The 25,075-nt window shown below is 72.2% G+C and carries 24 protein-coding genes; 9 read left to right on the forward strand and 15 right to left on the reverse strand.

Annotated features, from left to right (window positions below; translation table 11 throughout):
- Nucleotides 1–149 precede the first annotated feature (149 nt).
- Nucleotides 150–500: a hypothetical protein gene (locus tag ACIF9R_RS28575; protein ID WP_399985255.1), complete on the forward strand. Its 351-nt coding sequence runs from the start codon at nt 150–152 to the stop codon at nt 498–500.
- Nucleotides 501–668: 168 nt separating this feature from the next.
- Nucleotides 669–2,720, forward strand: coding sequence for a discoidin domain-containing protein (locus ACIF9R_RS28580; RefSeq protein ID WP_399985256.1), 2,052 nt, complete (start codon nt 669–671; stop codon nt 2,718–2,720).
- 497 nt (nt 2,721–3,217) lie between these two features.
- On the opposite strand, the gene ACIF9R_RS28585 is transcribed toward ACIF9R_RS28580, so the two are convergent.
- The gene (locus tag ACIF9R_RS28585) at nt 3,218–4,810 is read right to left on the reverse strand and encodes a glycerol-3-phosphate dehydrogenase/oxidase (RefSeq protein WP_399985257.1); all 1,593 of its coding nucleotides are present in this window, start codon (nt 4,808–4,810) and stop codon (nt 3,218–3,220) included.
- Entirely contained in the window at nt 4,807–5,415 is a 609-nt protein-coding gene (locus ACIF9R_RS28590) for a TetR/AcrR family transcriptional regulator (protein ID WP_399985258.1), read from the reverse strand. Before ACIF9R_RS28590 ends, ACIF9R_RS28585 begins: the two co-directional genes overlap by 4 nt.
- 74 nt (nt 5,416–5,489) lie before the next feature.
- On the opposite strand from ACIF9R_RS28590, the gene ACIF9R_RS28595 reads away from it, so the two are divergent.
- The gene (locus ACIF9R_RS28595; protein ID WP_399985259.1) at nt 5,490–7,082 is read left to right on the forward strand and encodes an FAD-binding oxidoreductase; all 1,593 of its coding nucleotides are present in this window, start codon (nt 5,490–5,492) and stop codon (nt 7,080–7,082) included.
- Nucleotides 7,083–7,144: 62 nt separating this feature from the next.
- The gene (locus ACIF9R_RS28600; protein ID WP_399985260.1) at nt 7,145–8,026 is read left to right on the forward strand and encodes a YegS/Rv2252/BmrU family lipid kinase; all 882 of its coding nucleotides are present in this window, start codon (nt 7,145–7,147) and stop codon (nt 8,024–8,026) included.
- Nucleotides 8,027–8,042: 16 nt separating this feature from the next.
- Here the strand turns inward: ACIF9R_RS28600 and ACIF9R_RS28605 are convergent, their stop codons facing one another.
- Nucleotides 8,043–8,210, reverse strand: a complete 168-nt coding sequence (locus tag ACIF9R_RS28605) for a hypothetical protein (RefSeq protein ID WP_399985315.1) — start codon at nt 8,208–8,210, stop codon at nt 8,043–8,045.
- 498 nt (nt 8,211–8,708) lie between these two features.
- Here ACIF9R_RS28605 and ACIF9R_RS28610 point away from each other — a divergent pair, with 498 nt between their 5' ends.
- The 3 genes from ACIF9R_RS28610 (at nt 8,709) to ACIF9R_RS28620 (ending at nt 12,064) form a co-directional block, all read left to right on the forward strand.
- Nucleotides 8,709–9,146: a Fur family transcriptional regulator gene (locus ACIF9R_RS28610; RefSeq protein ID WP_399985261.1), complete on the forward strand. Its 438-nt coding sequence runs from the start codon at nt 8,709–8,711 to the stop codon at nt 9,144–9,146.
- A 33-nt stretch (nt 9,147–9,179) separates the two neighbouring features.
- Entirely contained in the window at nt 9,180–11,411 is a 2,232-nt protein-coding gene (gene katG / locus ACIF9R_RS28615; RefSeq protein ID WP_399985262.1) for a catalase/peroxidase HPI, read from the forward strand.
- Between the two features lie 179 nt (nt 11,412–11,590).
- Nucleotides 11,591–12,064, forward strand: a complete 474-nt coding sequence (locus ACIF9R_RS28620; RefSeq protein ID WP_399985263.1) for a hypothetical protein — start codon at nt 11,591–11,593, stop codon at nt 12,062–12,064.
- Between the two features lie 401 nt (nt 12,065–12,465).
- Here ACIF9R_RS28620 and ACIF9R_RS28625 read toward each other — a convergent pair whose 3' ends face one another.
- From ACIF9R_RS28625 to ACIF9R_RS28675, 11 genes are all read right to left on the reverse strand, one after another.
- The gene (locus ACIF9R_RS28625; protein WP_399985264.1) at nt 12,466–12,888 is read right to left on the reverse strand and encodes a DUF350 domain-containing protein; all 423 of its coding nucleotides are present in this window, start codon (nt 12,886–12,888) and stop codon (nt 12,466–12,468) included.
- A gap of 144 nt (nt 12,889–13,032) precedes the next feature.
- Nucleotides 13,033–13,590, reverse strand: coding sequence for an NADPH-dependent FMN reductase (gene ssuE / locus ACIF9R_RS28630; RefSeq protein WP_399985314.1), 558 nt, complete (start codon nt 13,588–13,590; stop codon nt 13,033–13,035).
- 79 nt (nt 13,591–13,669) lie between these two features.
- Nucleotides 13,670–14,443 carry an alpha/beta hydrolase gene (locus tag ACIF9R_RS28635; protein WP_399985265.1) on the reverse strand — a complete coding sequence of 258 codons (774 nt, stop codon included), beginning with the start codon at nt 14,441–14,443 and terminating at the stop codon, nt 13,670–13,672.
- 69 nt (nt 14,444–14,512) lie between these two features.
- Nucleotides 14,513–15,853 (reverse strand): NtaA/DmoA family FMN-dependent monooxygenase, encoded by a 1,341-nt coding sequence (locus ACIF9R_RS28640; protein ID WP_399985266.1) that lies wholly within the window; start codon nt 15,851–15,853, stop codon nt 14,513–14,515.
- 31 nt (nt 15,854–15,884) lie between these two features.
- A complete protein-coding gene (locus ACIF9R_RS28645; RefSeq protein ID WP_399985267.1) occupies nt 15,885–16,742 on the reverse strand; it encodes an ABC transporter ATP-binding protein in 858 nt (285 codons plus the stop codon).
- Nucleotides 16,739–17,626 (reverse strand): ABC transporter ATP-binding protein, encoded by an 888-nt coding sequence (locus ACIF9R_RS28650; protein ID WP_399985268.1) that lies wholly within the window; start codon nt 17,624–17,626, stop codon nt 16,739–16,741. The genes ACIF9R_RS28645 and ACIF9R_RS28650 overlap by 4 nt, the downstream gene beginning before the upstream one ends.
- Nucleotides 17,623–18,513, reverse strand: a complete 891-nt coding sequence (locus ACIF9R_RS28655; protein ID WP_399985269.1) for an ABC transporter permease — start codon at nt 18,511–18,513, stop codon at nt 17,623–17,625. The genes ACIF9R_RS28650 and ACIF9R_RS28655 overlap by 4 nt, the downstream gene beginning before the upstream one ends.
- A 3-nt stretch (nt 18,514–18,516) precedes the next feature.
- Complete coding sequence (locus ACIF9R_RS28660) at nt 18,517–19,548, reverse strand: ABC transporter permease (RefSeq protein ID WP_399985270.1); 1,032 nt, start codon at nt 19,546–19,548, stop codon at nt 18,517–18,519.
- 35 nt (nt 19,549–19,583) lie between these two features.
- Nucleotides 19,584–21,170, reverse strand: coding sequence for an ABC transporter substrate-binding protein (locus ACIF9R_RS28665; RefSeq protein WP_399985271.1), 1,587 nt, complete (start codon nt 21,168–21,170; stop codon nt 19,584–19,586).
- Between the two features lie 511 nt (nt 21,171–21,681).
- Nucleotides 21,682–22,590 carry a DsbA family protein gene (locus tag ACIF9R_RS28670; RefSeq protein WP_399985272.1) on the reverse strand — a complete coding sequence of 303 codons (909 nt, stop codon included), beginning with the start codon at nt 22,588–22,590 and terminating at the stop codon, nt 21,682–21,684.
- The gene (locus tag ACIF9R_RS28675; RefSeq protein WP_399985273.1) at nt 22,587–23,021 is read right to left on the reverse strand and encodes an RrF2 family transcriptional regulator; all 435 of its coding nucleotides are present in this window, start codon (nt 23,019–23,021) and stop codon (nt 22,587–22,589) included. Before ACIF9R_RS28675 ends, ACIF9R_RS28670 begins: the two co-directional genes overlap by 4 nt.
- Before the next feature lie 139 nt (nt 23,022–23,160).
- On the opposite strand from ACIF9R_RS28675, the gene ACIF9R_RS28680 reads away from it, so the two are divergent.
- On the forward strand, nt 23,161–23,667 hold the full coding sequence (locus tag ACIF9R_RS28680; RefSeq protein WP_399985274.1) for a cupin domain-containing protein: 507 nt from the start codon (nt 23,161–23,163) through the stop codon (nt 23,665–23,667).
- A 72-nt stretch (nt 23,668–23,739) separates the two neighbouring features.
- Here ACIF9R_RS28680 and ACIF9R_RS28685 read toward each other — a convergent pair whose 3' ends face one another.
- Nucleotides 23,740–24,429, reverse strand: coding sequence for a hypothetical protein (locus tag ACIF9R_RS28685; protein WP_399985275.1), 690 nt, complete (start codon nt 24,427–24,429; stop codon nt 23,740–23,742).
- A gap of 205 nt (nt 24,430–24,634) precedes the next feature.
- Between ACIF9R_RS28685 and ACIF9R_RS28690 the strand changes: the two genes are divergently transcribed.
- Nucleotides 24,635–24,991 (forward strand): hypothetical protein, encoded by a 357-nt coding sequence (locus ACIF9R_RS28690; RefSeq protein ID WP_399985276.1) that lies wholly within the window; start codon nt 24,635–24,637, stop codon nt 24,989–24,991.
- The last annotated feature ends 84 nt before the right edge of the window (nt 24,992–25,075 follow it).

The raw sequence follows: 25,075 nt of genomic DNA on the forward strand, positions 1-25,075 counted from the left end.
GGGGGACAGAATGCGCATTGATCTATGGAAAGGATGATAGTCAGCGGGAGGGCGGCCGGGCCAGTCGCACGCTCGCCGGCGCCGGCCGGAGCGGACCGCGGCGGCCGTTCCCGTCCGGTCGGTCGCCGGACAGCCCCTAGGGTGTGGGCATGGAGCAGCGGGAGATCATGCAGCGGAGCGTCGGCATCCTCACCGAAGCCCTCGAGATGCGGCGGCGGTTGCGTGAGAACCCGGACGACGACGTGGCCAGGAGCGGTGCGGTGGCCACCCTCCTGGAGGAGATGCTGCCGCACGTCCAGTTGCCGGCCGACGCGAGCGCGCGCGAGGTGGCGGACATCGTCACCGAGAAGCTCGGCCCCGCCATCGTGCAGATCACCTCGGCGCTCACCTTCGCCTTCGTCCAGCTCGCCGAGATCCACGACGAGGGCCGCACCGATGTGTCCTCCGCGGACGTCCTGCGCTCCATCTCGCTGTACTACGAGACCGGAGGCGAGCGGTAGCCCTCCGCGGCCCGGCTCCCGGCAGGTCTTCTCGTACAGGCACAGAGCGGACGGGTGCCGCGCGCACCCTTGACGCCTTACGGGTCAGTAGCGATCCTCGGCCCATGAGCTTGTTCCGGTCATGACAAATTGCCGGTCATGACACATCTTGACGGAGGGCCGTGCCCGATGACCACGTATCGCACACGACGACACGCCGGGTTCGTCACGCTGCTCCTCCTCGTGCTGGCCGCGCTCCTCGTCCCCACGCCCAGCTCCGCGGCCGACCGGGACTGGTGGGATCCCGCCGCCCGGCCCGTGCCGGACTCCGGGATCAATGTCACCGGCGAACCGTTCAAGGGCACCGATTCCGCCGGAGAGGTACGGGGGTTCGTCGACGCGCACAACCACATCATGTCCAACGAGGCCTTCGGGGGCCGGCTGATCTGCGGCAAGGCGTTCTCCGGCAAGGGCATCGCGGACGCGCTCAAGGACTGCCCCGAGCACTACCCCGACGGTTCGCTCGCCGTCTTCGACTTCATCACCAACGGCGGTGACGGCAGACACGATCCGGTCGGCTGGCCGTCCTTCGCCGACTGGCCCGCCCACGACTCGCTGACCCACCAGCAGAACTACTACGCCTGGATCGAACGGGCCTGGCGCGGCGGTCAGCGGGTGCTCGTGAACGACCTCGTCACCAACGGCGTGATCTGCTCCGTGTACTTCTTCAAGGACCGGAGCTGCGACGAGATGACGTCGATCCGGCTCCAGGCGAAGCTGACGTACGACCTGCAGGTGTACATCGACGGCATGTACGGCGGGCCGGGAAAGGGCTGGTTCCGGATCGTCACCGACAGCGCGCAGGCGCGTGACGTCATCGCCCAGGGCAAACTCGCGGTCGTGCTCGGTGTCGAGACCTCCGAACCCTTCGGGTGCAAGCAGATCCTGGACATCGCGCAGTGCGACCGGGCGGACATCGACGCCGGCCTCGACGAGTTGTACGCGCTGGGCGTGCGCAGCATGTTCCTGTGCCACAAGTTCGACAACGCGCTGTGCGGGGTGCGCTTCGACTCGGGTGCGCTCGGCACCGCGATCAACGTCGGGCAGTTCCTGTCCACCGGTACCTTCTGGCGCACCGAGAAGTGCGCCGGTCCGCAAGCCGACAATCCCATCGGTCTCGCCGCCGCGCCCCGGGCCGAGAAGGAACTGCCGGAAGGCGTGGCCGTACCGTCCTACGCCGAGGACGCACAGTGCAACGTCCGCGGCCTCACCGAACTCGGTGAGTACGCCGTGCGCGGCATGATGCAACGCAACATGATGCTCGAGATCGACCACATGAGCGTCAAGGCGACCGGCAGGGTCCTCGACATCTTCGAGGCCGAGTCGTACCCCGGCGTTCTCTCCTCGCACAGCTGGATGGACCTGAACTGGACCGAACGGCTCTACGGCCTCGGCGGGTTCGCCGCTCAGTACATGAACGGCTCGGAGCAGTTCGTCGCGGAGGCGGAGCGCACCCGGTCACTGCGCGACGAGCACGGGGTGGGCTACGGCTACGGCACGGACATGAACGGTGTCGGCGGCTGGCCGGCCCCGCGCGGGGCGGACGCCCCGAACCCCGTCACCTATCCCTTCCGCAGCGTCGACGGCGGGTCCGTCCTCGACCGGCAGACCACCGGCGAGCGCACCTGGGACCTGAACACCGACGGCGCCGCGCACTACGGCCTCGTCCCGGACTGGATCGAGGACATCCGGCGCGTCGGCGGGCAGGCCGTGGTGGACGACCTCTTCCGGGGCGCCGAGTCCTACCTCGACACCTGGGGGGCCTCCGAACGGCACCGGGCCGGGGCGAACCTCGCCAGGAACGCCCGCGCCACCGCCAGTTCGGCGGAGTGGAACCCGTTCACCAGCTATGCGCCCGGTCGTGCCGTGGACGGTGACGCGGGCACCCGCTGGGCCAGCGACTGGAGCGACGACCAGTGGCTCGGCATCGACCTCGGTGCCACCCACCGGGTCGGGCGGGTCACCCTGGACTGGGAACGCGCGTACGGCACTTCGTACCGCGTCGAGCTCTCCACCGACGGCACGGACTGGCGCACCGCCTGGTCCACCACCTCCGGCGACGGCGGGCTGGACACCGCCGAGTTCACCCCTGTCGAGGCACGCCATGTACGCATCGCCGGCCTGAAACGCGGGACCCAGTGGGGCTACTCGCTGCACGAGGTCACCGTCCACGGCGGTTGAGACGACCGCCCCCGGCGGCGGTGCGCTGCCTGGACGGGGGAAACCGGCAGCAGGGGCGGGCGGTCTGCCACCTGGGCATGCTCCGGTGGGCGGCGTCGCTGCTGCCGCCCGAGGAGGGTGCGCGCGCCGTCGCCGAACCGGACGCCGGCATGCTCACCGCGCTCGCCGGGCCCCTGCCGGCCGGTCCGCTCGCCGCCCCCCACCCCCGGACGACCGACTGGTCCCCGCCCCGCGCGCGGCACGGACCCCGCAGGCGTGTGACCGCCTGCTCACCGGAACGACCGTGGACCGGGAGGAGACGGCAGCCGCCCGTGCGAGCCGTCCACCGGGGCCGGACTCCGGCATCTGGACCTGCCCCACCTCGGTGTTCAGCGGAGCGCGGCGGCGGAGGAGACACCGGAGGGGGACTGAACGGCGCCCCCCGTGGGCGGCGCCCGTTCCGGAAGGGCTGGGCCCGCTCGCCGCCGGCCGGGTGACGGCGGCGGGCAGGAGTCCGGTCACACGGGGCGGCGGCCGCTGCGCGGAAGGTCCTCGGCCAGCAGGGCGCGTACCGCGTCCAGTGCCGTCGTCCGGTCGGCGGGGACGAGCCCGATCCGAGTGCGGCGGTCCAGGACGTCCTCTTCGTCGAGGGCTCCCTCGTGCCGCACGGCCCACAGGAGTTCGGCTCCGGTGACCGGATACCCGGGCAGCACCGGCTCGGCCAGCCGGGGATCGCGCGCGGTGAGCGCCTGCACGGCCGGTGCCTCGGTGCCGTAGAGCCGGACGAGCCGGCGGGGCGCGGGCAGGGCGGCGAGGACGTGCGGTGCGGCGGCGCCCACCAGGGGCAGGGACGCCGTGGGGGACGGGCCCGCTTCCAGTCCGCGGAGGCGGACCGCGGCGTCGACGGCGTCCTCGGCCATCCGCCGGTAGGTGGTGAGCTTGCCGCCCACGACGGTGACGACGCCCTCCGAGGAGGTGAGCACCGCGTGCCGGCGGGAGAGGTCGGCCGTCCTCGCCTCGGCGCCCGGGCGGTCCGCGGCCGTGTCCAGCAGGGGACGCAGCCCCGCGAAGGCGCCCACCACGTCGGCGCGGTGGACCGGGACGCGCAGTACGGAGCACAGCACGTCGAGAAGGAACCCGATGTCGGTCTCCGGGGCCTCGGGGACGTCGGGGACGTCCCCCTCCACGGGCTCGTCGGTGAGGCCGACGTAGACCCGGCCGTCGTCCTGGGGCAGGACGAGGACGAAACGGTTGCTCTCCCCGGGGATCGGGATGTGCAGGCCGGCGGTCAGCGGTCCGAGGGTCTCGGGACGCAGCACGAGGTGGGTGCCGCGCGAGGGACGTATCCGTACGCCGTCGACGAGGCCGCCCGCCCAGACGCCGGACGCGTTGATCACCGCGCGGGCGCGGATCTCGCCCTCCTCGCCGGTGAGTTCCTCCCGGACCCGGGCGCCCGTCGAGGTCAGCTCCAGGGCCCGGACGCGGGTGAGGACGCGGGCCCCGCGCGCGGCGGCCGTCCGGGCGAGCGCGGTCACCAGACGGGCGTCGTCGGTGAGCCGCCCGTCCCAGGACAGCAGACCGCCGCGCAGTCCGTCGCGCCGCAGGGCGGGCGCGAGATGGCGGGTCTCCACCGCGCTGAGGCGGCGCGGCGCGGGCAGCGTGGCCCGGGCCGTGCGGGCGGCCAGACGCAGGGTGTCACCGGCGTGGAAACCGGCCCGCGCCAGGGCGGCCTGCCCGCGGGAGACGAGCGGGGTGAGGGGCAGCACGAACGGCTGGGGCTGCACCAGGTGGGGCGCGGTGCGCTCCATCAGCACCCCGCGCTCGACCGCGCTCTCGTGGGCCACGTCGAGCCGGCCGGAAGCGAGGTAGCGCAGCCCTCCGTGGATGAGTTTGCTGCTGAAGCGGGAGGTGCCGAAGGCCAGGTCGTGGGCGTCGACGGCGACGACGCCCAGCCCGCGGGCGGCCGCGTCCAGCGCGGCCCCCGCACCGGTGGCCCCGAGACCGACGACCAGCACGTCGACGGTGCGTCCGCCCAGGGAGTCGGTCAGTTCGCGGGCGCGGCGGGCGGCGGAGAGGGAGGAGTCGCGGGCGCGGGCGCCGGGAGCGGTCATGGGGTGAGGGTCCTCTCCAGAATGCCGCGCAGTTCGCCGAGGAAGGCCTCGGCGGCGAGCTCGGGGTCGTCCTCGTCGGTCATCGTGCGCAGGGACAGGGTGAAGGACTGCACGATCAGCAGTACCGACCGGGCCTGCCGTTCCAGGTGGGCGGTGCGCACCGAGCCGTCGGCGTGCCCCTCGCGCAGGGAGCCGGACAGGAGTTCCAGCAGAGCCTCCTGGCTGGCTCCGCGGCGGTCCAGCACATAGGGCAGGAGCAGTTCGGGGTCCACGTCGAGGATCTTCCGGAACAGCGGATGGGCGCCGAAGGCCCGTACCGCGGCCACCAGGCCCTCGGTGAGCAGCTCGCGGACGGGCACCCCGGGACGCCGCTCGGGGATGGCTCCGGTGGCCACCGCGATCCACTCCCGGGTCATCAGGTCGCCGACCAGTGACCGGACGTCGGGCCACCGCCGGTACAGCGTCATCCGGGAGACCCCGGCGCGGCGGGCCACGTCGGTGAGCGTGGTGCGGCGGACCCCGACGGCCAGGACGCAGTCCCGCACCGCGTCGAGCACCGCGTCGTTGTCCGGACCGCCGGAAGCGTTGTGACGAATAGGCGTCATGTGTCACAGTGTAACGCCACGTGACGCCGTCGGTCGACGGCATCGCTCGTTTCCGACCCGTGAGGACGACAGCCATGGACATGCTGTGGAGCGGCTGGGGCGACCCGGCCGAGGCGACGCCGCTGCCCGACACGGTGATCGGGCTGTTGCGCGATCTGCTCGGGGTCAAGCCGCGCGAGGCCGCGCCCGTGGCCCTCGAGGACCTGGCCGTCCCCGCGAGCCCGCTGCCGCCCGCCGCCCACCGTGCCCTGGCCGCGGCCCTGGGCGACGAGGCCCATGTACGCACCGACGCGGAGACCCGTGTCCGGCACACGCGCGGCAAGTCCACCCCCGACCTGCTGCGCATCCGGGAGGGCGATGTCGCCGCCGTCCCCGCGGCCGTGCTTCTGCCCTCCGGGCACGAAGAGGTGCTCGCCGTCCTGCGGGTGTGCGCCGAACACGGTCTGCCGCTGGTGCCGTTCGGCGGCGGCACCTCCGTCGTCGGCGGCCTCGCGCCCGAACCGCACGGCGTCTTCGTCGCCCTGGACCTGCGGCGCATGGACGGTCTGCTCGACCTCGACCCGGTCTCCCGCACCGCCACCCTGCAGCCCGGCCTGCGCGCCCCTCGGGCCGAGGAGCTGCTCGCCGAACACGGCTACACCCTCGGCCACTTCCCCCAGTCCTACGAGTGGGCCACCATCGGCGGCTTCGCCGCCACCCGCTCCAGCGGTCAGGCGTCCGCCGGGTACGGCCGGTTCGACGAGATGGTGCTGTCCCTCACCCTCGCCACCCCCGAGGGCACCCTCGACACCGGTCGCGCCCCCCGCTCGGCCGCCGGACCCGACCTGCGTCAGCTCGTCCTCGGATCGGAGGGCGCGTTCGGCGTCATCACCTCCGTGACCGTCCGCATCCGCCCCGTCCCCCGGGCCCGCGTCTACGAGGGCTGGCACTTCCCCACCTTCGAGGAGGGGACCACCGCGCTGCGCCGGCTCGCCCAGGACGGACCGCGCCCCACCGTCCTGCGCCTGTCCGACGAGACCGAGACCCTGGTCGGGCTGGCCAACCCGGCGGCGATCGGCTCCGGCACCCACCAGGCCACGGGCTGCACGGCCGTCGCCGGGTACGAGGGCACCGACGAGGACACGGAGCAGCGCAGGGAGCGCGCCGCGGCCGTCCTGCGCGCCTGCGGCGGCACCCCCTTGGGCGAGGAACCCGGCCGGCGCTGGGCCCACGGCCGTTACTCCGCCCCGTATCTGCGCGACGCGCTCCTGGACGCCGGGGCGTTCGCGGAGACGCTGGAGACGGCGACGTTCTGGTCCCGCGTCCCCGCGCTGTACGCCGCCGTCCGCGACGCGCTCACCGCCACCCTCACCGGGGCCGGCACCCCGCCGCTGGTGATGTGCCACATCTCCCACGTCTACGAGAACGGCGCGTCGCTCTACTTCACCGTGGTCTCGGCCCAGGGCGAGGACCCGGTGGCGCACTGGAACCGCGCCAAGCACGCCGCCAACGAGGCGATCCTGGCCGCCGGCGGCACGATCAGCCACCACCACGGAGTCGGCACCGACCACCGCGACTGGTACGTCCGCGAGGCCGGCGCCCTGGGCATCGACGCTCTGCGCGCGGTGAAGCGGACGCTGGATCCCGCCGGACTGCTCAACCCCGGGGTCCTCCTGCCCGCCGACTGACCCGCACCGCTTTCAGGTCACCCGCCCGTCCCCCTTTCCGCCGGCCCGCCAGGAGGCACCCGATGCGCCAGTTCACCGCCGTCGTCAACCCCGCCGCGGGAGCGGCCGCCGGAGCGGCCGCACTGCTCGCCCTGGCCCGGCACCTGCGCGAGGAGGGAGCCGACCTGCGGACCGAGTACAGCCGCAGCCTGGCGCACGCGCGGGAACTGGCCCGCGCCGCCGGGGGCGAGGGGCGGGTCGTCCTCGCCGTCGGCGGTGACGGCATCGCGGGCGGAGTCGGCGGCGCCCTCAGCGGGACCGGAGCCGTGCTCGGCCTGGTCCCCGCGGGCCGCGGCAACGACTTCGCCCGCGCGCTGGGGCTGCCCTCCGCCCCGGCCGCCCTGGCCCGCCTCCTGCTCCACGGCGAGTCACGGCCGGTGGACACCATCGAGGTCGTCTCGGCCACGCACGACCGCACCGTCGTCCTCGGCAGTGTCTACGCCGGTGTGGATGCCCTCGCCAACCGTCACGCCAACCGGTCCAGGGTGCTGCGGGGTTCGGCCTCCTACTACGCGGGCGGCCTGCGGGCCGTCACGACCTGGCGGCCCGCCCGCTACCGGGTCACCGTCGACGGCCGGGAACACTCGCACACCGGCTACACCGTGGTGGCCGCCAACTCCGGCTTCTACGGGTCCGGCCGGATCATCGCCCCCGACGCCCGCGTGGACGACGGCCTGCTGGACATCGTCATGATCGACAAGGCGCCCCGGTGGATGTTCTTCGCCCTGATGAACGAGCTCAGGACCGGCGCGCACGTCCGCCGGCCCCAGGTGCGGATCCTGCGCGGAAGCGAGATCCGCATCGAGGCCCACCGGGAGATCCCCTACGGCACCGACGGGGAGGTGGACGCCGTCCTCCCCGTCTCGGTCAGGGTCCTGCCCGGAGCGTTGAACGTGCTGTACTGACCGCACTGACCGCTCGTCAGGACCCGGTGCCGCCCCGGTGGTAGTGCTGGGCCAGGCGCGTGAGCGCCACCGCGCCCAGAAGCAGCCCGAAGTCCCGCAGTGCGACGTTGTAGTAGCCGGACAGCGTGAGCAGACTGACGATGATGCCCGCGAGCCGGCCGGCGACCAGCCGGCACTGCTCCACGACGCCCGGCTCGCCCGGTCCTGGAGGTCAGGACCCGCCCCGGCACCGACCGCCACCCCGATGCGGGCCGGAGCCGGCCGGCGGAACGGCTGCCCGGGGGCGACCTCGCCTGCCCGCCGTAAGCAGAACCCTGCGGCTCGAGCGATCCGCCGCCCTGATCGCCCTGCGCGCCGCCTGCCCTGCTCGTCCGGTGCCGTCCTGGCGCCGTCCTGTGTCACGGGGCCTTCCCGGCTGCGGCGCCCACCCCGCCCTCCCGCCGTCGTCAGGGCGGTAACCGCCCTGACGGCACGGCCGGCCGGCCGCGCTGGTGTTCGGTGGGTCCCCCGCCGGGCGTACCCCCGCGTGCCGGCGGACCGATCGTTCACGACCGGCACCGCCGTGCGTCGGGCGCGGGCGGCGCGACGCAACCCGGGAGTCACCCGCCGTTACCGGACACACCCCAAAACTGGACGTCTTCGTTCTCTGGAATTATTCGCGTCTGGGCCTTAGGTTCGGCGCATGACCTCATCCCGGCCGCCCACCGCCGCCGAGGAGCTCCGCGGTGCGGGCCTGCGTGCGACGGCGGCCCGCGTCGCCCTCCTCGACACCGTCCGCCGGGGCGGCCATCTCGACGCCGAGGCGATCGCCTCCGAGGTGCGCCGGCGGACCGGACACGTCTCCCTGCAGGCGGTGTACGAGGCACTCCACGCGCTCACCGGGGCGGGTCTTGTGCGCCGCATCGCACCCGCCGGCGGTCCCGCCCGCTACGAGGGCCGCGTCGGGGACAACCACCACCATCTGGTGTGCCGTTCCTGCGGTGCCGTCGCCGACGTCGACTGCGCGGTCGGTGACGTGCCCTGTCTGACCGCGTCCGACGCCCACGGCTTCGTGATCGACGAGGCCGAGGTCGTCTACTGGGGCCTGTGCCCCGGCTGTTCCAGCTCCCGCAGTACCTGAACTGCGCGAACCTTTTCGCCCGGAAGGACTCCCATGACCGACAACCATGACGCGATCGTCACCGAACCCAAGGCGGAGGGGGAGGGCGGCTGCCCGGTCGCGCACGGACGCGCCCCGCACCCCACCCAGGGCGGCGGGAACCACCAGTGGTGGCCCGAGCGCCTCAACCTGAAGATCCTCGCCAAGAACCCGGCCGTGGCGAACCCCCTCGGTGAGGACTTCGACTACGCCGAGGCGTTCCAGGCCCTCGACCTCCCGGCGGTGAAGCGGGACATCGCCGAGGTGCTGACCACCTCCCAGGAGTGGTGGCCGGCCGACTTCGGGCACTACGGCCCGCTCGTCGTCCGCATGGCCTGGCACAGCGCGGGCACCTACCGCATCAGCGACGGCCGCGGCGGCGCCGGAGCCGGCCAGCAGCGCTTCGCCCCGCTCAACAGCTGGCCGGACAACGCCAACCTCGACAAGGCCCGCCGGCTGCTGTGGCCCGTCAAGAAGAAATACGGCAAGAGCCTGTCCTGGGCCGACCTGCTGATCCTCTCCGGCAACGTCGCCCTGGAGACGATGGGCTTCACGACCTTCGGCTTCGCCGGTGGCCGCGTCGACGTCTGGGAGCCGGAGGAGGACGTCTACTGGGGTCCCGAGTCCACCTGGCTCGGCGACGAGCGCTACACCGGCGACCGGGAACTGGAGAATCCGCTCGGCGCGGTCCAGATGGGCCTCATCTACGTCAACCCCGAGGGCCCGGGCGGCAATCCGGACCCGATCGCCTCGGCCCGCGACATCCGCGAGACGTTCCGCCGGATGGCGATGAACGACGAGGAGACGGTCGCCCTGATCGCCGGCGGCCACACCTTCGGCAAGACCCACGGCGCGGGCCCGGCCGATCACGTCGGCGACGACCCGGAGGCCGCCGGCCTGGAGGAGCAGGGTCTCGGCTGGAGGAACACCTTCGGCACCGGAAAGGGCGCCGACACGATCACCAGTGGTCTCGAGGTGACCTGGACCAACACGCCGACCACCTGGGACAACAGCTTCTTCGAGATCCTCTTCGGCTACGAGTGGGAGCTGTTCAAGAGCCCCGCGGGCGCCCACCAGTGGCGGCCGAAGGACGGCGCCGGGGCGGGCACCGTGCCCGACGCCCACGACCCGGCGAAGAGCCACCAGCCGACCATGCTGACGACGGACCTCGCCCTCCGCTTCGACCCCGTCTACGGCCCGATCTCCCGGCGTTTCCTGGAGAACCCGGACCAGTTCGCGGACGCCTTCGCCCGCGCCTGGTTCAAGCTGACCCACCGCGACATGGGACCGAAGTCGCTCTACCTCGGCCCGGAGGTGCCCGCCGAGACGCTGCTGTGGCAGGACCCGCTTCCCGAGCGGACGTACGACCTCATCGACGCCGCGGACATCGCCGGCCTCAAGGAGCGCGTCCTGGCCTCGGGCCTGTCGGTGTCCGAGCTGGTGTCGACGGCGTGGGCGTCGGCCTCGTCCTTCCGCGGCAGCGACAAGCGCGGCGGCGCCGACGGCGCGCGCATCCGCCTGGAGCCGCAGCGCGGCTGGGAGGCCAACGACCCCGACCGGCTGGCGACGGTGCTGCGCACGCTGGAGGGCATCCAGGAGTCCTTCAACTCGGCGCAGACCGGCGGCAAGGGGGTCTCGCTCGCCGACCTGATCGTGCTGGCCGGCGCCGCGGCCGTCGAGAAGGCCGCCAAGGACGGCGGCTTCGACATCGAGGTGCCCTTCACTCCGGGCCGCGTGGACGCCTCGCAGGAGCAGACGGACACGGAGTCGTTCTCCGCCCTCGAGCCGACCGCCGACGGCTTCCGCAACTACCAGGGCAAGAGCAACCGGCTGCCGGCCGAGTTCCTGCTGCTGGACAAGGCCAACCTGCTGACCCTGAGTGCCCCCGAGATGACCGTACTCGTCGGCGGTCTGCGCGTCCTGGGCGCCAACCACCAGCAGTCGTCGCTCGGTGTTCTCACCGACGCCCCCGGCACCCTGACGAACGACTTCTTCGTCAACCTGCTCGACATGGGCACCACGTGGAAGGCGACGTCCGAGGACCGGGCCACGTTCGAGGGCCGCGACGCGGCCACCGGAGAGGTCAGGTGGACCGGCACCCGTGCCGACCTGGTGTTCGGATCGAACTCCGAACTGCGCGCACTCGCCGAGGTCTACGCGAGCGACGACGCCGGGGAGAAGTTCGTGACGGACTTCGTCAAGGCGTGGGACAAGGTCATGAACCTGGACCGGTTCGACCTCGTCTGAGTCCTCCGTTGCGCTGATCCGGGCCGGCCGTCGCAGGCTGGCCCGGATCCGTGTGCGGGCCCGGGTACGCGACACGCCGACACGGGAACCGGCCGAATCCTTCCCGAGTTGTCAGTGTGAGGTTGCACAATGATCAGAAAAGGAGATCAACTCCGGCGCGGTGCTGGGTAGACGGTCTCGTGTCCGGCTCCGGAAAGGTCCTGCTGATGCTCTCCACCGTCGACCGCTCGAGGTCCCTCGTCGCCCTGCCGACGGCGCGCCGCCGGTACTCGCGTGAAGGCGCCGGCCCGGTGCCCGCCGGCCGCCCGGTGGGTGCCGCCGCCGAGGCGCTGCGCGTCATCGCCGACCCCCGCACCCCCACGTATGTCACGGTGTACGCGAACGGCCGCCGCAGATACAGCTACTGGCGCCCCCTGGACTCCGCCACCGGCACCGGGGGCTGCTACGCCGCGCTGCCCACGGCCGACTGCGACGAACTGCGGGCGGCAGGCCGGATCACCCTGGGCGAGCCCGTCGTGGACCCCAACCGCACGACGTACCGGGTCCGTCCCGCCGACCGTGTCCCGTCAGCCGCCCGCGCCGAGCAGACGGCCGCGCGCACCCGGCCCCAGCCGGTGCCCGGCGCCGTACCGGAGCGCTTCCGGGTGGCGTGAACGGCGGCGGGGCCGCCCCGGAGACGCTGACGCTCTTCGGTTCCCTCGCCCGTCACGGCACCCGTGGCGCCGACGACCGGATCCGTGCCCTGGCGTCCACCGCGGCAGGGCTTCCGTCAGGGCTCCGAAGGTTTCGGGTGTTCGCCCTTGCTCGGACAGAGTCAACCTCGTACGCGGTCGCCCACAGTGTTGTCATGCCCCGGACGCATTCCTCCTTGAGGGTGCTCCCACGGGTGACAACGGTGGTGGCACCGACAGTGACACGGGCGGCGCTCCCGGTACACAGGACGACGGCTTCACCGCCACCGGCGGTTCGACGGCGCCAGTGGTCTCCCACCTGCGCCATAGGCTCCTGAACCCGTCGGCGGGCTTCCCGGAGAGGGGAAGCCCGCCGTGGCGCGTCAGGCGATCGACGCCGAGACGATGGCCGACACCGCGAGATTGCAGGACGCGGTCACCCAGACCGCCGGGTGCGGTTCCGGCTCCACCAGCGTCGCACCCAGACGGCCCGGCGTGATGAGATCCACCACCAGGAAGGCCACGGCCATCATCACCAGCCCCAGCACCCCGAACGCCGCGGTCGACACCAGTCCCTTGCCGAAGTCGTCGTACGTCGTCCAGATCGAGGTGAACACGATCCCGCCGATACCGAGCAGCGAGGAGCTGAGCACGACGGAGGCGTTGCGGTTGCGCTCCTGCCAGATCTGCCGGCCGAGCTTTCCGGGCGTCAGCACGTCGACCAGCACGATGCCGAGGACCAGCAGGACCAGTCCGAGTGCGCCGTAGGCGGTGGCCCGGCCAAGTCCGTTGACGATGTCGCTCATGGGGTGCCGGCTCCGTAGCGTGAGAGATCGTGAATGATCGCGGTCAAGGGCGTGCAAAATGTAGCGCACCCGTTCGGCCGTTCGGCCCCGTGGCCCCTGGAGCCCGGGGGCCGATGCGGTCCGCCGCGACAGCACCGCGAGGCCTCACGCGGGGGCCGGCACCGGCGCGACGCGGCCGCTCAGTGCCGTGGAGAACTCGTCGGTGACCCGGTGGAGGGCCGCCGCCGGGCCTGGAGCGATGGTCAGTGTGCCCTCCTCGTCCACGACGATGTCCTTGTCGAGGGTGAACCAGCCCTGCACGATGTGGCCCGCGCCCATGGAGCTGAGCACGGGGCGCAGGGCGTAGTCGATGGCCAGGACGTGGGCGGTGGTGCCGCCCGTTGCCAGGGGCAGCACCGTCCTGCCCGCGAGGGCGTACTGCGGGAGCAGATCGAGCAGCGACTTCAGCAGCCCGGAGTAGGCGGCCTTGTAGACGGGCGTACCGATCACCACGCCGTCCGCCTCCTCGAACAGCGCCGCGACCCCGGTGATCGCCGGGTGCCCGAAGTCGGCCCCGAGCAACGCCTCGGCGGGCAGGGTGCGCAGGTCCAGCGGGATCACCCGGTGGCCGTGGTCCTCGAGACGGCCGTCCAGATGGCGCAGGAGGCGTGCGGTGCGAGAGGTGGCGGAGGGACTTCCTGAGACGGACAGGACGACGGCCATGGTGGACCTTTCCGGATCGGGTTCGGACATCAGGGGTTCGGGGAGACAGCGGGCGCGGCGGTGGCCGGCGGACGGTGTGTCACCATGCGCTCGACTCCACCGTGACCAGGGGCACCAACTCGTTGCGCAGCGTTTCGAGGAAGGTCACGATCTCCGCCGCCACCGAGCGGTGCTGGACGTCGTTGAGGACGTCGTGGCGGGCGCCCCGGACCACCGAGAGGCGGGCGCGGGGCACTGCCTTCGCGGCGCGCGCCAGGGCGTCGCGGTCGGTGAGCGGATCCGCGTCGCCGGCGAGCAGCAGCGCCGGGACAGGCACATCACCGGCGTACACCGCGGACACCGCGGCTTCGGGCACCGCGTTGTTCAGTGCGCCGCGTCCGACCTCAGCGTCCTCGGTGAGCGTGCCGCGGTGCGCGGGGCAGGCGGTGCGGACGTCGAGTTCCTCCTCCCAGGTTCCCGCGACGGTCGCGCCGGGGGCCGGGAGACCGGCCAGGACGACGGCGTCCGGCCGGGCGGCCGGGGCCGCGAGGTCCGATCGGCCGAGAAGCGTGGCGATCGCGGCGGCGCCGGTGTCCGCGCCGATCAGGACGACCGGACGGGCGACGCCGCCGTCCGGCGCGGTGCCCTCGATCGCGGCGGCGATGCGCGCAGCCAGCCGGGGGAGAGGGTCCTCGGCCGAGGCGTCGGTGGCCAGGTGAGGGCCGTCGATCACTCGTACGCGATAGGCGTCGGCGGCGAGCCGTCTGCCCAGCCGGGTGTAGGTCGCCCGGGTCTCACCGCGTCCCGGCACCACGACGACGGTGCCGCGCGTGCGCAGACCCCGAGGACCACGGTGGTCGGTGTACTGGCTCATCTCATACTCCTGCCGACCGGGGCACGGATGCGGGTGGTGGCCCGGTCATGGTGTCGGGGGTGGGGTTCCTCAGCCCTGCGCGAGCCGGCGCTCTCGGGTGTGCCGGTTCTCGGGCACCGGCAGGCCGAGGTGGCCGCGCAGGGTGTCGGCTTCGTACCCGGTGCGGAACAGGCCGCGCTTCTGCAGCAGCGGGACCACCCCGTCGACGAACAGCTCCAGTTCGTCGTTGGTACGGAAGGCGAGGTTGATGCCGTCGAACGTGCCGGCCTCGAACCACGTCTCGATGGCGTCGGCGACGGTCGTCGGTGCGCCGACGAAGGGGGAGCGGCGGAACTCGTTGGCGGATGCGGCGACCTGACGCAGCGTGAGTCGTTCTGCCCGGGCCCGTTCGATGATGTGGTTCGCGGCGGTCCGGCCTCCCCGCTCGGCGAGGTGGGCGACGTCCGGGAAGGGCGCGTCCAGGTCGTGCCCGCTGAAGTCGTAGGCGCCGAAGGAGCGGCCCAGGAGCGCGAGGTTGCCCTCGAGGTCGTTGTCCTCCTCGAAAATCTCCCGCTCGCGGCGCCTGGCGGCCTCGTCGGTCGCGGCCACGACGGGGCCGCCGTGAAGGAAGATCTTGATGTGCTCGGGGTCGCGGCCGTGGGCGGCGGTGCGTTCCTTGATGTCGGTGTAGTACGCGCGGGCCTGCTCCAGGGAGCCGCCGGGCGCGTAGATGCCCTCGGCGACCCTTGCCGCCAGGTCGCGGCCCTCCTCGGAGACACCGGCCTGGAAGATGACGGGCTGGCCCTGGGGCGAGCGGGAGATGTTGAGCGGGCCGGCGACCTGGAAGTGCTCCCCGGCGTGGTCGAGGGCGTGCAGCCTGCCGGGTTCGAGGAAGACGCCGCGCTCGACGTCGGCGGGGAAGGCGTCGTCCTCGTAGGAGTCCCACAGGCCGCGGGCGACCTGGACGAATTCCAGGGCCCGGCCGTAACGGGTGGTGTAGTCGAGGTGTTCGTCCAGGCCGTAGTTGCGGGCGGTGCCGGTGTCGAAACTGGTGACGACGTTCCAGCCGGCACGGCCCCCGCTGATGTGGTCCAGGGAGGCGAAGCGGCGGGCGAGGTTGAACGGGGAGTTGTACGTCGAACTGGCGGTGCCCACCAGGCCGATGTGCCGCGTGTGCGTGGCGACGGCCGACAACAGGGTGAGCGGCTCCAGGCGGTTGAGATAGTGGGCCGGGTAGGTGTGGTTGATGAACTGGCTGTCGACGATGAACAGCGCGTCGAACAGGGCGTGTTCGGCGGCCTGGGCCTGCTGGATGTAGTAGTTGATGTCGATGCTGGCGTTCTTGGCGACGCGCGGATCCTTCCACAGGCCGTGCTGGCCGGGACCGCCGACGCCGTAGGGGTGCAGGGCGAGGTGGATCTTGCGGGACATGGGTTTCTCTCTTCCTGTTCTGCGGGAGGGTTCAGGCGTGTACGAGGGCGCGCAGGGCCTCGCGCTCGGCCCGGTCGGCCGAGGCGCCGTTCAGGGTGGGTGCGGAGCCGACGAGCAGCCGGGTGTAGACGTGCTCGGGCCGTGTGATGACGTCCTCGGCCGGGCCGTCCTCGACGAGTTCGCCGCGGTACAGCACCGCGATGCGGTCGGCGATGCCGGCCACCGATCCGAGGTCGTGGGAGATGAAGACCAGGGCGACCCCGTCGGCGCGCAGCTCCTTGAGAATCCGCAGGACCTGCACGCGGTTGGCGGAGTCCAGGGCGCTCACCGGTTCGTCGAGGATGACCAGCCGCGGTTCGGTGACCAGGGCCCGGGCCACGGCGACGCGCTGACGCTGACCGCCGGAGAGCTCCCCGGGCAGCCGGCCGAGGAGGTCCTCCGACAGACGCACCCGGCTCAGGAAGGCACGGACCCGCTCGGTGGCCGGTGGGCGGGGCACGCCCTTGACCAGCAGTGGCTCGGTGAGCGACTCCTCGATGGTCAGGTCGGGGTCAAGACTGCGCAGCGGGTCCTGGAAGACGTACTGGACGACGCCGCGGCGGCGCAGCTCCCGCCACTGGCGGTGGCCGTGGGCGGTGACGTCCTGCCCGTCGATCACCAGTGATCCCGCCGTGGGACGCACCAGGCCGAGCGCGGCCCGCGCGAGGGTCGACTTGCCCGACCCGGTCTCGCCGATCAGGCCGACCGTCTCTCCGGGCGAGACGGCGAGGGACACCCCGCGCAGCGCGCGGTGGCGCCGGCGGCGCGGACCGTAGTGGACGTCGAGACCGGTGATCTCCAGGACGGGACCCGCTTCGGCGTGCTCGGTGGACGTTCGTCGCTCGCTCATCCCTCCTCCTTCGGCGCGAGGAACTTCTCCAGGCCGTACTGCTCGTGCTCGTCGATGAGCAGCCGGGTGTACGCGTGGCGCGGGTGGTGCAGGACGGCCTCGGTCGGGCCCTGTTCGACCACCTCGCCCTGCCGCATCACGAGGACCTCGTCGCAGAGCTGGGCGACGACGGCGAGGTCGTGGGAGACGATGACGAGGGCCAGTCCGGTCCGCTCGCGCAGGTCGGCCAGCAGGTCGAGGACCTCGGCCTGGACGGTCACGTCGAGGGCCGTGGTCGCTTCGTCGGCGATGAGGATCTGCGGGTCAGCGGCGATCGCGGCCGCGATGAGGACTCGTTGCAGCATGCCGCCGGACAGTTCGTAGGTGTACCGGTCGTAGACCAGGTGGGGATCGCGCAGGCGCACGGCTCCCAGCAGGTCGAGCGCACGCTGCCGGGCCTCGCGCCGGCGCACCTTCTTCTTGACGCGGACGACCTCGGCGATCTGTGCGCCGACCCGGATCGAGGGGTTGAGGTAGGACGCGGGGTCCTGGAAGACGGCGCTGATGGTGTCACCCCGCAGCGCCGTCCACCGCTGGGGCGTGAGCGTGCTGATGTCGGTGCCGTCGATCGCGATCGTGCCGCCGCTGACCTCGAAGTGGGGCGGCAGGACACCGAGCGCGGCACGGCAGGTGAGGGTCTTGCCGCTGCCCGACTCGCCGACGATGCCGACGGTCCTGCCGGGCGTCAGGTCGAAGCTGACGCCGTGGACGATCTCGCGGTCGGTGACGCGGTCGGAGATGCGCACCTGGCGTACGGACAGCACGGGTGCCACCGGAGCCGGTGAGGTGCCGGCCGTGGTGTCGCCGGGACGCTCCCGGACGGCAGGGGTGGACAGGGTGGTCATCCGGTACCTCCGGTGGTGGCGGGTGCGGCGGTGGCGGGGCGGTCGGTGCGGGCCTTGCGACGGTTGACCAGGGCGCGGCCCGCTTCGCCGGAGACGTCGCGAATGGCGTCGGCGAGCAGGTTGGCGGCCCACACGGTGACCATGATCAGCAGCGCCGGGACCACCGGGGCCCACGGCTGGTGGCCGAGGTAACCGAGATCGGAGGCGAGCAGGCCGCCCCAGGTGGGCTCGGGCGGCTGCACACCGATGCCGAGGAAGGTCAGACTGGAGACGATGACGAATCCGGTGCCGACGGTCTGGGCGAGTGCGACCGCGATCGGTGGAAGCACCTTGACCCACACATGGCGGCGCACGATCCAGCCGAGCGAGGCGCCGCAGACGAGTGCGGCCTCGACGTACGGGGAGCGGGCCACGGCGAGGGTCGCGGCGCGGGAGACCCGGTAGAACAGGGGTGACACCAGCACCCCCGTCACCAGCATGGCCTGGGTGATGCCGTTGCCGAGCAGCGCGATCACGGCGACGGCGAAAAGCAGGAACGGCAGGGCCACCAGGGTGTCGGTCAGCCGGAGGGTGATCCACTCGAAGGTCCGGCCCAGGTACACCGACAGGATCCCGGGGACGACTCCCACGACCAGGGCGGTGAGCGCGACTTCGAGCGAGCTGAGGACGCTGACACGGGAACCGTCGAGGAGGCGGCTGAACACGTCCCGGCCGAGGTAGTCGGTGCCCAGCCAGTGCGCCGCCGAAGGGGGTGCGAGGGTGTTGTCGCTGGGGGCCAGGGGATTCTGCGGGGCCAGCAGCGGACCGAGGACCGCCAGCAGGACGACCACGGTGAGGACGGCGACGGCCGTCCGCCCGGAGGCGAGGGACAGAACGCGGCGCACCATGGGTCACACTCCTCTCTGTGAGGCCGGCGTCACGCGCGCGAGCACCAGGTTGACGATCAGGTTGAACGTGACGACCAGGACGATCGACACCACGAGGACGCCCTGTACGGCGGGTACGTCCCCGGATTGCGCCGCGTCGTTGGCGAACCGGCCGAAGCCCTGCAGGCCGAAGATCCATTCGGTGACGACGGACGCGCCGACCAAGGAGGGGAACTTCAGTCCGAGCGTGGCGAGCGCGGGCCCGAGGCCGCCCCGCAGCACGTGCCGGAAGAAGATCCGGCGGGGTCCGAGCCCGCGGACCACCGCGCCGGTGACGTAGTTCTCGCTGTAGGCGGCGACGAGGCTGCCGCGCAATTGACGGGCGACATCGGCGACGACGTCGAAGCTCAGCGCGAGTGCCGGCAGGGTGATGTGCGTCAGCCAGGGACCGACCCCGCCCTCCAGCGCGGTGACGTATCCGGCGGACGGGAACCAGTTCAGTCCCACTGCGAACACGGCGACCAGGACGATGCCCACGACGAAGGCCGGCATCACCGAGATGATCGTGACGAAGCCGGTGACGGCGCGGTCGATCCAGGTGGTGCGGCGCAGTGCCGCCAGGGTGCCGAGGACGAAGCCGAGCGTCACGCCGATGACGAGCGCCAGGACCGCCACCGACAGGCTCACGCCCAGGCCGAGCCCGATCAGGGCGGAGACATCGGCCCCGTTGGTCCAGCTGGTGCCGAGCCGGCCCTGCAGGACGTCGGTGAACCAGTCCCCGTACTGCTCCAGGAAGGGCCGGTCCAGACCCCACTCAGCCTCCACCCGGGCGATGGCCTCGGGAGTCGCCTCCTCGCCCAACTGGAGTCGTGCCGGGCTGAGCCCGCTCAGCGACCGCAGCGCGAACGTCACGAACGTCGCGACCAGGAACACCGGCACGAAGAGCGCGACCGCTCGGGCGAGGGCGGCCAGGACGCGGCCGAGCGCGTGCCGGGTCCTGGTCACGGCGACCCCGCCACGGAGTGCGGGCGGCGCCGGTGCGTCGGTCGTCTTCATGGGGTGGCCCCCTCTCTGACTGTGGTGGACGGAGGTCAGTTGCCGCCGGAGACGGTCACTCCGGTCCAGTTGATGTGGGTCGGGTTCTTCGGCAGGTCCGAGACGGACCCGCTCTTGGCGAAGAGGTTGGGTGAGGAGTACGTGAAGACCAGCGCCCCGCTCTCCAGCCCGGCCCGGGTTGCCGCTTGCAGGACCGAGGCGTACCGCGGGTCGTCGAGCGGGGTCTGGCGGACCTCGGCGACGGCGTCCTCGAAGCCGTCCGGCTCGTACGGCGAACTGAGGTTGAGCGGTCCGTCGGGCCCGAAGTGGGCGGTGAGGGTCTGCAGGGCCGAGTCGCGTCCGGTGGTTCCGTACAGCGAGAACGTCAGGTCCTTGGCGAAGAAGGGTGTCGCCCAGTTCTTGTCGATCTTGATGGTGACGGTGATGCCGACCTTCGCCAGCTGGGACTGCACGATCTCGGCCGCCGGGTCCTCGGCCGGGATGACCAGGTCGAGCGCTATGTCGCCCGGTCGGTAGCCGGCTTGCGCCAGCAGTTTCTCGGACTTCGCCGGGTCGTACGGGTAGCGGTTCTCCGACTCCGGGTCGTAGGCGACGTAGCCCTTGGGGAAGGGCTGGTCGGTGACCTCGCCGTAGCCGAAGGTCAGCTTGTCGACGAACTCCTCGCGGTTGACGGCGTGGCGGACGGCGTCCACGACCCTGTCGTCCTTGAACGGCGCCTTGTTGACGTTCAGGCTGATGTTGGAGGCGTTGAACCCGGGCTGGACGAAGACGTCGAGCCCTGCCTTCTTCGCCGATTCGGCCTGGCTGGGGTCGATGTCGGCGAAGTTGTAGACGCCGGTGCGCAGACCGGACACCACCGTGGAGGCGTCGGGCGCGGAGGTGAGCTCCACCTTGTCGATGTGGATGTTCTTCGCGTCCCAGTAGTCCGGGTTCTTCGTCAGCACCGCCTTGGTGCCGGGGATGAGCCGGGTGACGGTGAACGGCCCGGCGCCGACCGGGTTCTGATCCAGTTTCTCCGGCGCCTCGGCCGCCTTGGGGCTGGCGATCTGCAGGACGCGCTCACCGAGCAACTGGGGAATCTGGTAGTCGACCTGGGTCAGGTGGACGATGGCGTCGAGTCCCTTGGCCTCCACCGACTCGATCGAGGTGAGATCGCCGAACAGGGCGGAGTTCTTCTGCTTCTTGGCGCGTTCGACGGCGGCCTTCACCGCGGCGCCGTCGACCGGTTCCCCGTCGCTGAACGTCAGGCCGGGACGCAGATGAAAGGTGACCTGGTCGCCCTGGGCGTTGTAGTCCCAGCTCTCGGCCAGATCCGGGACGGCCTCGCCCTTCTCGTTGACCCGCGTCAAAGAGGCGTACACCAGGGCAAGTTGGCGGAACTGGGCGCCGCTGCCGCTGACCACCGGGTCCCAGTGACCGGGGAAGTAGGACGAGGCCCACTTCAGGGTGCCGTCCGGGGAGGCCGCGGCGGACCCGCCCCCGCAGGCGCCCAGCGAGGGGACCAGTACCGTGGCGAGCGCCACGCCGAGGGCTGCGCCACGCAGGCGGCCGGAGCGGCGCACGGACCGACGGACGGGCCGGGGGGACGGTTCGGAGGTACGGAGCACAAGCTGTCCTGACATGTCATACCTTCTGTGACGTCCCTTCCCCACGGTGAGCCGCGCGGAAGGGGAGAACGAAAGAGGGGGCGCACCCGTGGGGGCCTGCGCCGGGCAGGCCGGCGGAGCCCTCGGGGCACACGTGGGGCACACCGTGCCCCGGGCAGTGGGCGACCGAGGATCAGGGCGCCGACCGGGATGCGGTGGACGAAGTGGGATGCGATGTGAAGCGAAAGGCGTGGGCCGACGGGTGTGGCCGACCGGCCGGGAAGCGGCTGGCGGCGGAGACGTCAGGGGCGTGGGCGCGGTGCGCGGTCAGCCGTCCCGGTTCCGTCCGGTGTCGGTCGTCCGAGTGCCGTGGGCAGTCAGCGACAGAGGGCGCTGGACGTGCGCCGCAGGTCCACGTAGCGGCACATCACGCCGGGGTGCGTCGTGTGCATGTCCCACATAGTCGGGCTGTTCTCGGTCACTGTCAATGGACACTTATTGATGTCTCATTGGGCGGACGTGCGGCATCGCTCGATGGGCGGGCCCCTCAGGGCCGGTTGGGGCGGGTGGCCGGGTGCGTGGCGGCCTCGTCGGGGTGCAGCCACAGGGAACCGCCGGCGGTGTCGACCCGGACGGCGTGCGGCGGCGGCCACTGACCCTCCGTCAGCAGCCGTGCCTCGGGGCCGGTCAGACTGCGGTACCGCAGCAGCGCGGCCTCCGGGGCCGGACGGGCCGGCGATGGGGGCGGCTCCGGACCCAACTCACCCACCGCCGCGGCGTATTCCTCCCAGCCGCGCCAGCCGGGCACCAGCCGGCGCGCGGTGCCCGCCCGGAACAACACGGTCGGCAGCGCATAGCGCAGGCCGCCGTCGGCTGTCTCCTTGGCGGTGCCCGGATGAGGGGACCCGCCCCGCACGGACAGCGCCTCGCGCACCGGCCGGCGCGCCTCGGCGTGGTCGGAGCGGACCCGCCGGAGTACCGCGCTCGACGCCGCGTCGGCCCCGAGGCGGGCGAGGTCCACGCCCGGTACGCCCCGGGCGGCGGACAGCGCCGACGCGAGTGTGTCGGCGGGCTCCCCGAGGACGAAGACGGTCTCGCGCAGTCGCCGCAGCACGCGCTCGGCCACCTCCTCGCCCTGCAGTTCCGCCGCCTTGGCCACGAGCGAGGACGGCCAGGAACTCGCCGCCACCCGGGTCAGACGCGTGGGCCCGGGTGCCCCCGTGTGCCCGGCGATCTCCTCGATGTGCCGCTCGTACCAGGCGGTCTCGGCCACCGGATCGGGTGCCGGATCGTCGTCGTCGAGGAACAGGAGGCAGAACACCCGGCGCCAGCGGGCCCGGCCCGCCAGCGCGGTGCGCAGACACCGCAGAACGGGCTCCGACCCCCAGGCCCACGGACACAGCGGATCGGTGTACTCCACGACCTCCACCGGAAGGTGCTCCGGTACCGCCGTCACGCGACGCCCCGCCGGTCCGGTCCGTCGAGCACGGGCGTGGGCAGCAGTGCATCGAGGGTCGTCCCGCCGAGGACGGTGGTGGCGTCGGCCTCGATACGGCGCCACACGCCGGGCAGCCCTTCGGCGGGGCCGGGGTAGGCGAGTTCACCCAGCGGCTCTCCGCGCAGGGTGAGCACCTCGCCGTCGACGGCGCGTACGACGTCGAGCAGGGAGATCTCGCCGGCGGGGCGGCCGAGCCAGTATCCGCCCTCGCAGCCGCGCTGGCTGCGCACCAGGCCGGCCCTGCGCAACTCGCCCACGACGGACTTCAGGAACCGGAACGGGATCTGCTGCGAGGAGGCGATGGACTCACAGGTCAGCGGACGGGAAGGTTCGCGGGCGAGTTCCAGAAGGGCTCGCGTGGCGTAGTCCGCCTTCGCGGAGATATGCATACGCCCATCATGCCCGAGGTGTTGTGGGCCGTGAGGAGTTACGTCGCACTCGGATCCTTCATTGCGGGATTGTTTCCGCAGGTGACAAGCAAAAGATACCTCTTGACATCCTTTCTGGCGCGAACCTAGCGTCCCGGCCATGAGCGAGCCGTTGACAACCCCCGGTGACAAGTTCCACCCTCATCTGCACGAGACCCCGGACGTCCCGGTGGCCCCCCTGCGTGCCCGTCTGCACCACATTCGCGCCGACTCCCTGGACGGCGGCACCGCGCAGACCGGCGGCATGCGGCGGTTCGCCGCCGTCAGCGGCGCGACGGTGGGTTCCGAGAAGCTGTGGATGGGCCAGACCCACGTCGCCCCGGCGACAGCGTCCTCCGACCATCACCACGGCGAGTCCGAGACCGCGATCTACGTGGTGAGCGGGCACCCCGAGTTCGTCTTCCTGGACGACTCGGGCGAGGAGCCGCAGGAGATCCGGCTGAAGACCTCCCCCGGGGACTACGTGTTCGTCCCGCCCTTCGTGCCGCACCGGGAGGAGAACCCCGACCCCGTGGACGAGGCCGTGGTCGTCATCGCCCGCAGCACGCAGGAAGCGATCGTGGTGAACCTTTCCCGGCTGTACGCACTGCCGGCGGAAGAATCCTGACGGTCCGTGTCCGTCCGGCAAGGTGGAACCACGAGCCACGAGCCGAAGTCGTCGTCACCCCTCCGGTGTGCTTCACCGCCCTCGACGGACCGCGGCCGGCGCCGGTGCGTGACCGGTACCGGCGGCTCCGGCTCGCCGGGCTCGTGCCCCGTCACGCCCGGCGGCCGATGTCGTCCGCGCGGGCGAGGAAGGGGCGGTCCGGACCGCGGCGTCCAGCGAGCGGCGGTCCGGACCGCGGAGTCCAGCGGACCGCGGTAGGCGAAGGCCGTCACGCCCACGGCCGGCGGGGGAGCGGGTGGCCGCCGGGCCGTCGTCCGTCTCCTCGGCGACCACGTGCGGCAGCGCGTCGCCGCCCAGAACCCGCTGCCACTGCCGGAGCAGCAGGATGCCCTGGTCCTGGACGACCGTTCCGCCCGCCCGGTCCAGCACCGCGCCGATCCTGCCCGTCTTTCCGGTGAGTGGGGCGTGCAGCACCACCCAGTGGGGCCGCTGTCTGCGGAACTCGACGCCGAAGTAGTCGCACGGTACGTCGAGTTCGCGTACGAAGGCGACCGCCTCGGCCCGGGTCCGGGGCGCCCGGCCCTCGGGCGGGTGTACGGCTCGTCCTCCTCCGGAGTGTCCGGGGAGGACGGACCGGGACATGGGGCAGCGGCCGTGTTCCTCTCCGGCCCGGACGGGTCGGGGCGACGTGGCCGCGCCGGCCCCCTCGCCCGTTCCGTCCGTGTAGCCCGCCACCAGCAACGCTCCCGCCACCGGGGCCACGACCGGTCTGTGCGCGACCGTGCCCCCGCACCCGCTCACCCCTTGACGTCCGGTTCTCTGGCGTCAGTGTGACGCACGGGGCACGGGAAAGTAGCAACTCATTGGCAAACAAAAGGACTTGCTCGATCTGCGGGTGAGCAGGTCATGTCGGCGCGCATCCGGGGCATCAGAAGTCCATCGGCCGGACCGGGAAGGGACAAGCGTCATGAGCAGGGGCAGTCGCACTCTCACCGTGATGTACGTCGCCGTCGCCCTCTGGCTCTCCTTCTGCACGGTGCGCACCTGGGGCACCGTTCCCCCCTGGACCACCCTCGCCATGGCTGTGGCCGCCCTCGCCCCCGTCGTCGGTGTGGTCCGCGAAACGGTGATCGCCGACGAACGGCGCGCCGTCGCCGTCCTCCGCGAACGGGAGGGCCGCCGGGCTGCGTGGCGCGACTCGGTGGCCGCGGCGCTCGCGCAGGCCGAGGTGGAGGCCGCGTGCTGCGAACGCTGGTGGACGTCCTGCGCCACCGAGCACGACCCGGCCTGCGCGCACCGGACGTCGTGGGGCACAACGGCGTGAATCACCGGCCGGCCCTCGGGTCCGGCAGGTGCTGCGCCGATTTCTGGTCTGTACCAAAGTCTTGACGTCCGCTCACCTCGCCTC

Source organism: Streptomyces sp. NPDC086080, assembly GCF_044540255.1.
In the GTDB taxonomy this organism is placed as follows: domain Bacteria; phylum Actinomycetota; class Actinomycetes; order Streptomycetales; family Streptomycetaceae; genus Streptomyces.

What these genes read in the sequence shown, in the direction of transcription:
- ACIF9R_RS28575 (WP_399985255.1), top strand. Translation starts at nt 150, where the DNA reads ATGGAGCAGCGGGAGATCATGCAGCGGAGCGTCGGCATCCTCACCGAA.
- ACIF9R_RS28580 (WP_399985256.1), top strand. Translation starts at nt 669, where the DNA reads ATGACCACGTATCGCACACGACGACACGCCGGGTTCGTCACGCTGCTC.
- ACIF9R_RS28585 (WP_399985257.1), bottom strand. Translation starts at nt 4,810, where the DNA reads ATGACCGCTCCCGGCGCCCGCGCCCGCGACTCCTCCCTCTCCGCCGCC.
- ACIF9R_RS28590 (WP_399985258.1), bottom strand. Translation starts at nt 5,415, where the DNA reads ATGACGCCTATTCGTCACAACGCTTCCGGCGGTCCGGACAACGACGCG.
- ACIF9R_RS28595 (WP_399985259.1), top strand. Translation starts at nt 5,490, where the DNA reads ATGGACATGCTGTGGAGCGGCTGGGGCGACCCGGCCGAGGCGACGCCG.
- ACIF9R_RS28600 (WP_399985260.1), top strand. Translation starts at nt 7,145, where the DNA reads ATGCGCCAGTTCACCGCCGTCGTCAACCCCGCCGCGGGAGCGGCCGCC.
- ACIF9R_RS28610 (WP_399985261.1), top strand. Translation starts at nt 8,709, where the DNA reads ATGACCTCATCCCGGCCGCCCACCGCCGCCGAGGAGCTCCGCGGTGCG.
- katG (WP_399985262.1), top strand. Translation starts at nt 9,180, where the DNA reads ATGACCGACAACCATGACGCGATCGTCACCGAACCCAAGGCGGAGGGG.
- ACIF9R_RS28625 (WP_399985264.1), bottom strand. Translation starts at nt 12,888, where the DNA reads ATGAGCGACATCGTCAACGGACTTGGCCGGGCCACCGCCTACGGCGCA.
- ssuE (WP_399985314.1), bottom strand. Translation starts at nt 13,590, where the DNA reads ATGGCCGTCGTCCTGTCCGTCTCAGGAAGTCCCTCCGCCACCTCTCGC.
- ACIF9R_RS28635 (WP_399985265.1), bottom strand. Translation starts at nt 14,443, where the DNA reads ATGAGCCAGTACACCGACCACCGTGGTCCTCGGGGTCTGCGCACGCGC.
- ACIF9R_RS28640 (WP_399985266.1), bottom strand. Translation starts at nt 15,853, where the DNA reads ATGTCCCGCAAGATCCACCTCGCCCTGCACCCCTACGGCGTCGGCGGT.
- ACIF9R_RS28645 (WP_399985267.1), bottom strand. Translation starts at nt 16,742, where the DNA reads ATGAGCGAGCGACGAACGTCCACCGAGCACGCCGAAGCGGGTCCCGTC.
- ACIF9R_RS28650 (WP_399985268.1), bottom strand. Translation starts at nt 17,626, where the DNA reads ATGACCACCCTGTCCACCCCTGCCGTCCGGGAGCGTCCCGGCGACACC.
- ACIF9R_RS28655 (WP_399985269.1), bottom strand. Translation starts at nt 18,513, where the DNA reads ATGGTGCGCCGCGTTCTGTCCCTCGCCTCCGGGCGGACGGCCGTCGCC.
- ACIF9R_RS28660 (WP_399985270.1), bottom strand. Translation starts at nt 19,548, where the DNA reads ATGAAGACGACCGACGCACCGGCGCCGCCCGCACTCCGTGGCGGGGTC.
- ACIF9R_RS28665 (WP_399985271.1), bottom strand. Translation starts at nt 21,170, where the DNA reads ATGTCAGGACAGCTTGTGCTCCGTACCTCCGAACCGTCCCCCCGGCCC.
- ACIF9R_RS28675 (WP_399985273.1), bottom strand. Translation starts at nt 23,021, where the DNA reads ATGCATATCTCCGCGAAGGCGGACTACGCCACGCGAGCCCTTCTGGAA.
- ACIF9R_RS28680 (WP_399985274.1), top strand. Translation starts at nt 23,161, where the DNA reads ATGAGCGAGCCGTTGACAACCCCCGGTGACAAGTTCCACCCTCATCTG.
- ACIF9R_RS28690 (WP_399985276.1), top strand. Translation starts at nt 24,635, where the DNA reads ATGAGCAGGGGCAGTCGCACTCTCACCGTGATGTACGTCGCCGTCGCC.